This is a genomic window from Kitasatospora sp. NPDC001175, assembly GCF_053598215.1.
This window is the reverse complement of the sequence record NZ_JBSFJU010000145.1, coordinates 1-7043: the sequence shown is the minus strand read 5'-3', so window position 1 is coordinate 7043 and position 7043 is coordinate 1. Positions and strand designations below refer to the sequence as shown.

Annotated in this window: 5 protein-coding genes and 1 pseudogene; 3 read left to right on the top strand and 3 right to left on the bottom strand. The window is 67.0% G+C overall.

Annotated elements, in window-relative coordinates; all coding sequences use genetic code 11:
- The first annotated feature begins 622 nt into the window (after positions 1-622).
- The 3 genes from ACWDAK_RS40215 (at position 623) to pip (ending at position 3037) form a co-directional block, all read left to right on the top strand.
- A complete protein-coding gene (locus ACWDAK_RS40215) occupies positions 623-1126 on the top strand; it encodes an AAA family ATPase (protein WP_344641495.1) in 504 nt (167 codons plus the stop codon).
- Between the two features lie 372 nt (positions 1127-1498).
- Complete coding sequence (locus ACWDAK_RS40210; RefSeq protein ID WP_344641496.1) at positions 1499-1951, top strand: iron chaperone; 453 nt, start codon at positions 1499-1501, stop codon at positions 1949-1951.
- Between the two features lie 126 nt (positions 1952-2077).
- Positions 2078-3037, top strand: a complete 960-nt coding sequence (gene pip, locus ACWDAK_RS40205; RefSeq protein WP_427396243.1) for a prolyl aminopeptidase — start codon at positions 2078-2080, stop codon at positions 3035-3037.
- A 338-nt stretch (positions 3038-3375) separates the two neighbouring features.
- Here the strand turns inward: pip and ACWDAK_RS40200 are convergent, their stop codons facing one another.
- The 3 genes and pseudogenes from ACWDAK_RS40200 to ACWDAK_RS40190 form a co-directional block, all read right to left on the bottom strand.
- Entirely contained in the window at positions 3376-4749 is a 1374-nt protein-coding gene (locus tag ACWDAK_RS40200; RefSeq protein ID WP_427396242.1) for an FAD-dependent oxidoreductase, read from the bottom strand.
- Positions 4750-5120: 371 nt separating this feature from the next.
- The gene (locus tag ACWDAK_RS40195; RefSeq protein WP_427396241.1) at positions 5121-5663 is read right to left on the bottom strand and encodes a GNAT family N-acetyltransferase; all 543 of its coding nucleotides are present in this window, start codon (positions 5661-5663) and stop codon (positions 5121-5123) included.
- Positions 5664-6934: 1271 nt separating this feature from the next.
- A pseudogene (locus ACWDAK_RS40190) lies at positions 6935-7043 on the bottom strand (dehydrogenase); the annotation flags it as partial.

Sequence of the window (7043 nt, the reverse complement as noted above, 5' to 3'; positions counted from 1 at the left end):
CCGAGCAGCCAGTGACAGCCGCCCCCGCAAAGCCGCTCGCCGCCACGAACACGCCGACCACCAGGGCTGCTTGACAAACCAGCCTGAATCATAACCTTCTGGCATTGAATCTTGAAGTCAACCGCTGACAGACGATCTACTCCGGAGACTGCCGCCTCCGACCAGCGTGAGAACCTCGGGAGACCGTCACGCCAGCCCTTTGACCTGTGCCTTCAAGTTGGCGGAGGCTCAGTGACGTACTGACCCGACAACCGCCTACCCTCACCCGTCGGAGGACGCCCATCTCCGGTACCTCGCCACCCTGACCGGTCCCGTTCGAAGCTATGGTCTGGGCTACCTCGCCTCCCGTAACCTCGCCGTCGAGTCCGCCTGCCACGACGCCCTTCACGCCGTCCCGCCCGCCGAAGGCCTGCTCGACGCAGCTGCCGGCCGCGACCTGCTCGCGCTCTGCGAGGGCGTCGGCGCAGAGCTGGTGGAGACGCTGCGGTGGCTCAAGACGACCGGTTATTAGTGCTGTGGCCGGGAATGTTCGTCGGGTTGGTCGGGCCACGGTGGGTGTCCGCCCCAAGGGATGTCCTTCCCGACCCGGAGGATGACGTGTTTTCATCGCTAACCTGGCTCCATGACGCAGCAAGTGAGCACGGTTGTGCTGATGTGTGGTCTCCCGGGAGCGGGCAAGACCACCTATGCGATGGAACTGGTGCGACGCGGTTATATTCGGCTCTCGATCGACGAGGTGGTCTGGGAACGCCTCGGGCAGCGCGACGCAGGTCTGGTGCTGGAGGAGGAGGCGTACGACCAGCTCAAGGAGGAGGTCCGCCGCAAGCAGTGGAAGGAACTGGTCGAGCTGATGCTGGCCGGGCGTGACGTAGTGGTGGACTACAGCTTCTGGAGTCGCGCCGCCCGTGATGATTACAAGGCACTGGTTGAGAGCCACGGCTGCCATTGGGAACTGATCCACCTCAAGGCCGACCGGACGACGCTGGAACGTCGCCTCAGGGTCCGGAACGGCGAGGAAGGCGCCAACTCCGTCACCGTGGACGAGAAGCTGTTCAACCGCTACCTGGTCGGCTTCGAGGAACCGAATGGTGAGGGTGAGCAGGTCTTCATGCAATCTTCGACCTGAAGACCTGAAGACCTGAAGACCTGAAGACCTGAAGACCTGAAGACCTGAAGACCTGAAGACCTGAAGCCTTGCGGCGGGGTGGGGCGAAGACATACGGGCGAGCGGGATTCAACCTGCTGAGGAAGCGCGTTCTCAGGGCATTGCCTCTGCCGCCGATTGTCGGCGGCTGGCCGGCGGGCGCTCAGCAGACGCCGTGTGCGGGCGAGTTGGCGTATGTGGCAGCCGGGATGTCCGACGCGCTGCGCGATCGGTGACGGGCCAGGGCCTACGACTGCTGCACGTGCCGGTTGCTGAAGAGCCGATTGTCAGTGGGTCTGGGTATGGTCCGTCTGAAGAGCCCGCACCTCAGGATCCTCAAGGGGGAGAACTGCCATGAGCAGCACCAACAGCAGCACGTACGAGGGATTCACGGCCGAGGAGCGGGCCGCGATGAAGGAACACGCCCGAGAGATGAAGGCGGCCGCGCGTCGTAGCTCGCTCGCGGACAAGGCGGCGGAGGCGGTGCGGGACGTGCTCGCGAAGATCGCCGAGATGCAGGACTCGGACCGGATCATGGCCGAGCGCGTCCACGCCGTCATCACGGCCAGCGCTCCGGTCCTCGCGCCGAAGCTCTGGTACGGGATGCCCGCCTACGCGCTGGACGGCAAGGTCGTCTGCTTCTTCCAGAGCGCGGAGAAATTCAAGGCGCGCTACGCGACGCTCGGGTTCAGCGACCAGGCGAAGCTGGACGACGGCGCGATGTGGGCGGCCGGTTTCGCCCTGACCGAGGTGACGCCAGAGGTGGAGGCGCGGATCGCTGCGCTCGTGAAGAAGGCTGTGGGCTGAGGCGCGCCCGGCGAACGGGCTGGGCCTGAGACTGCTGCACGTGCTCAGCAGCCTGACGTTCTCGGGTCGAACCGGGTTTTCCAGTCGGGGAGTTTGGTTGCGATCGCTCCCGTAGGATCGATGGCTATGGTTGATCTCTATCCTCCGACCAGTCCATACGACAGTGGATTCCTCGACACCGGAGACGGCAACCGCATCTACTACGAACAGCTCGGGAACCCTGAAGGCAAGCCTGCCCTGAACGTCCACGGCGGCCCGGGGTCGGGCGCGCCGCAGCGGCCGACGAGGGCCTGGGACCCCGAGCGCTACCGCGTGATCCGCTTCGACCAGCGCAACTGCGGTCGCAGCATCCCGCACGCCAGCGACCCGGCGGCGGACATGAGCCTGAACACCACACAGCACCTGATCGACGACATGGAAAGGCTGCGCGAACACCTCGGCATCGAGCGGTGGTTGCTGAACGGCGGCTCCTGGGGCGCGACCCTCGTCCTGGCCTATGCGCAGCAGCATCCCGAGCGGGTCAGCGAGATGGTCATTCCGGCGGTGACGATGACCCGCCGCTCCGAGATCGACTGGCTCTACCGGGGCGCCGGGCGGTTCTATCCCGAGGCGTGGGACCGGTTCCGCGACGGCGTCCCGGAGGACGAGCGGGACGGCGACCTGCTCGCGGCCTACGCGCGACTGATGGAGAACCCCGACCGGGCGATCCGGGAGAAGGCCGCTGCCGACTGGCTCGCCTGGGAGGACGCGGTAATCTCGAACGAGCCCAACGGCGTGCCCGGCATGTACAGCGATCGCGAGATCGACGCGCAGATCGCGTTCGTACGGATCTGCGCCCACTTCTTCAGCAACGGAGCGTGGCTGGAGGAGGACCAACTGCTGCGCAACGCCCACAAACTGGCCGGGATCCCGGCGGTGCTGGTCCACGGTCGACACGACATGGGCAGCCCGGTACAGACGCCGTGGGAGCTGGCGAAGGCGTGGCCGGAGGCGCGGCTGTGCATCATCGAGGACTCCGGGCACGCCGGAAGCGACACGATGCAGCAGACGGTCCGGGCGGCCATCGAGGAGTTCAAGAACCGGTGATCCTCAGGGCATGTAGCGGACCTGGAATTCCGGGCTGTCAGGGCCCGGGATTCCGGGATGGTGTGTGACACGGGTTGCGTGCCAGTGCCTCCGGTCGGTCGCGCGGGACGCTATGCGGATGTGGCCAACGCTGGGGTGGGGCGCCACCGATGGCGATCGGCAGGACCAAGCACAGACGAAGAAGGTCGGTGGCTGCTGTCGGCAGTTGCTCCGTGGCCTCAAGTGCGCCGGGCTGCTGGGCGGTTGCTCGCCCGTGAACTGGCGGCGCCCGCACATTGCTGCGGGCGCCGCCCGTTTGCCGACACTTGAGCGTCGAAGGTGCGGTGCCGGGCAAGCGCTCAGCCTGGGATGAGTGCATCCCACTGGTCGCGGGTCGGGCCGTCGTGCTGTGGCGAGAAGTCCGGGCGGGCAGCCAGCCAGGCGGTGACGTGCCGGTCCACCTCGTCGGTGCCGTAGGCGTCCTCGGCCGGTTGCAGGAGATGGCGTACCTGGGCCCGGGCCCTCATGACGACGGGGTCGTCGAAGGCGCAGGCGGCCAGGGCGGCAGCCCGCCGATCCGAGGATGGTGAGCTCTCGGTGAGGCGTTGCTCGTTGGCGCGGTCGGCCGTCACCTGCGCGTCGAACCACGGGCGGAGGGCCTGTGCGGTCCAGGTGTGGTAGCCGTTGGGGTCCGCGGCGATCTGGTCGACATGGGTGGCGATGTGCTGGGCGGCACGCAGGCCCAGGGCCGCGCCGTGGCCCAGGGTGGGGTTGGTGTGGACGAGGCTGTCCCCGGCGTTGACCAGGCCGGCGACGATGGGGCCGTCATCGTCGGCTAGGGCGGTCCAGCGGTTGTCCAGGCCTGCCATCGCCAGGACGGCTGTCTGCGGTTCGGGGTCCAGGTCGAGCCAGGCGGCGGTGGCGGGGAAGCTGCGGGCGGCGGCCTCGAACACGGCGGGGTCGGTGAGCGCGCCGCGGGTCGGATCACCCGTGGAGAGCACCAGGTTCACCGCGAAGGTGTCGTTGTCGGAAGGGAAGACGCCGGCGAGCGCGAACGGTGCGGCCGAGCCGGCCTTCACCCGCCCGGGGTCATGCGGGCCGTCCGCACGCAGACGGTACCAGCGGCACAGGTAAGCGATTCCGGCGCGGTGGCTGTCGACCACGGGCGGGCGGCAGCCGGCCGCGATCAGCCAGGCGGGAACCGGCGAGCGACGACCGGACGCATCGACGACGAGGTCCGCCTGGTGCATCTCCGCATCCGCCTGCACGCCGGTGACCCGGGCAGGACGGCCCTCCCCGAAAGCGAGGGCGCGCACCCGGCAGCCTCGCCGCATCTCAACGGTGCGTTCCCGCCGCACGGCCGCGGTCAACGCGGCCTCCAGCACGATGCGGCGGGTGCGCAGGGTCACCAAGTCCTCATCGCCGGCCCGATGCGGCGGATGCTCACCGAACCAGTCGAAGTCGTGGTACTCCCGGGCTCCGCGTGCCAGTAGGTCCGCGTAGACATCAGGGGCCTCGGTGCGCAACACGGTGCGAACGGGTGCGAGGAACGAGTGGGGCTGGACGGCCTGCGGGACCCGGGGCCTGTCCCAGTGGAAGAAATCCCGGTTCAGGTCCTCTCCGGCCTGCCGCGCGTCCTGCTCGAACAACGTGACCGTGTGGCCCCGTCGGCCGAGCATGAGCGCCGTCCCCAGCCCGCTGATACCCCCACCGATCACCGCAACCCGCGCCACTGGGCTCCCCTTCGCGTCGTGTTGCGGAATGATCTTATCTACTTGGCGATCTCCGGTCGAGAACCGGCCTCGTCCGTCGCGGTACGGGGGCGGGGCACGGTAGCGACGGGCGCCAGGTCGAGCCGCTTGTCCATGGGTGTCGCGGAGATGATCGGCGAGGCTCGCAGTTCAGGTGAGCTGGCGGCTTCCGGTCGTGAGCCTGGATACGTTAGTTGGAACCAGTGAGGTTCGGCGAGCTGGTGGTTTCTGGCCGGTGGGACACGCTTGTTGGCACCAAGTGAACGGTCGTGCCGCTTCCGACGGTACTGGCCAGAATCTCCCGGCTTCGGCCGGGAGAGCGCGTCAAGAGGCTACCGTCCTCGTTGCCGCCATCAACGAGTGGTTGTGACGTACTGGTCCGACGACAACTCGAACACCCGTACTCGCCGACCGCAGGTGGGATTGACGGTCTCACGGACCGGATGCATCCCCAGTTTGGTCATGATCCGTTCGGAGGCGTCGTTGCCCACTTGAGCGATGCTGACGATCCGCTCCAGCCCTCGCTCTTCGAACCCGAACCGTACAGCGGCCGCAGCGGCCTCGGTGGCCAAGCCCTGCCCCCAGTGGGAACGTCCCAGCCGCCAGCCGATCTCAACCGCCGGCAGTACCTCCGGCAAGAAGTCGGGTACCGAAAGCCCGGTGAACCCGGCCAGCTCGCCAGTGGACCGGATCTCCACGGCGAACAGGCCGAAGCCCTGCGACTCCCACTCGCTCTCCCATGCCTGGATCCCGCCGCGAGTCTGCTGTTCGTCGCGGACGCTGCCGTCACGGATCCACCGCATGACCTCGGGGTCGGCATTGACGGCAGCCATGGGCGCAACGTCTTCCTCGCGCCAGCGACGCAGGATCAAACGGGAAGTCTCAAGCGTGACCATCCAATCATTCTGGATCACATATGGGCTCTCCGCCATCCTCACCAGGCACTTTCGATACACGCCTTGATTGGGCGTTTCACGCTTGAAAGAACCAGTTAATCCCGATTTCCGGACCGCCTGGTCAGTGCTCCGGTGGTAACTCCAGGGGTAGTGGTGACGGGAATGCCGCTGGCGTACGAATGTCCGTCGCAACTGTGCACTTCATCCGTTTCATCCCAGGAAGCCGGGCTGGAGCACGATTGTCCCCTGGATCCCGCGCCCACTGACCGAAGGCGAGATTCCGTAGTATGCCGTCGTTATGGCGGATCGTCGAGCGTATCCGAGCGACCTGTCCGACGCCCGCTAGGCCCTGGTCGAACCCAGCCTACGTGCTGTTCAACGTCTCTCCAGTTGTTGGTGTTGGATACCCCGTGGAGGGGTGTCCAGGAGGGCCCGCAACTCATCCAACGAGGACATGAACGACCCCAAGGGTTATCGGCGATGGGGTCTGAGCTGCCACCTTATGAACACTCTCAGAAGCCCGGCTTCGACAGTCGGCGGGCACGCGTCCGCGTCTGATCGGGTGTCATCACTGGTGAGCGGGTTGCGAGTGGCGATGCGCTCCGCGCCCTCGATGGGCGTCTGCACCTCTGGCTCTCCTGCAGCCTGAACTGCGGTCCCGCTCCACCCTCGGTCAGTACAGGCGCTCGGCCTCGGCCGCGCGGGCCCGAAGGGTGTCAGCCTGCTCGTGCTCGCCACGAGCTTCGAGGATCTCCGCCCGGCACTCCATGGCGTACGCAGACCGCACGCCTTGCTCGCGCGCAGATGGAGGCGGCGCCATCGTTGCCATACGAGCTCATTGGCGATTCGTGGCCGAAGCCGCGCACATAGGCCCCGGCGGCCGAGAACACGATGGAGTGCTCGTCTCCCGCTCCGTCGCGCATGGAGCTCCCGCCCAGAGCCTCATGAGCCCTGGCTCCAACATGCGTGGCCAGGTCCCACCTATCGTGTGCCGGCTCAGTGACTGTGACGGGACGCGGTAGTTGGAACCATGGGGGTGTGGTGACCTTGCGATGCGGATCCCCGGGTCACGATGGTTGGAACCAAATGGTCACGCTGCTTGCAACCTGCGGTGAATTGCCATCCATGTTGGAACCAGTAGCGGTGCGGAGCGTTGCCCCAAGCACCGGAGCGTCGGCCGGGGCGGCCGAAGCAGTCGGTGAACCTGTTCGAGACGCGTGGGCGAAGCGGCCTCACCCTGGTGGCTGCGCGGGTGATGACCGCCGTGCACTTCACCAGGGCACTGCGCCGGCGTCCTCGAAGAACTGGCCCGTCGGGCCGTCGTCGGGCAGGGTCGCGAGTTTGATGGCGATGGCCGCGCCCTGTTCGGGGGTGCGCACG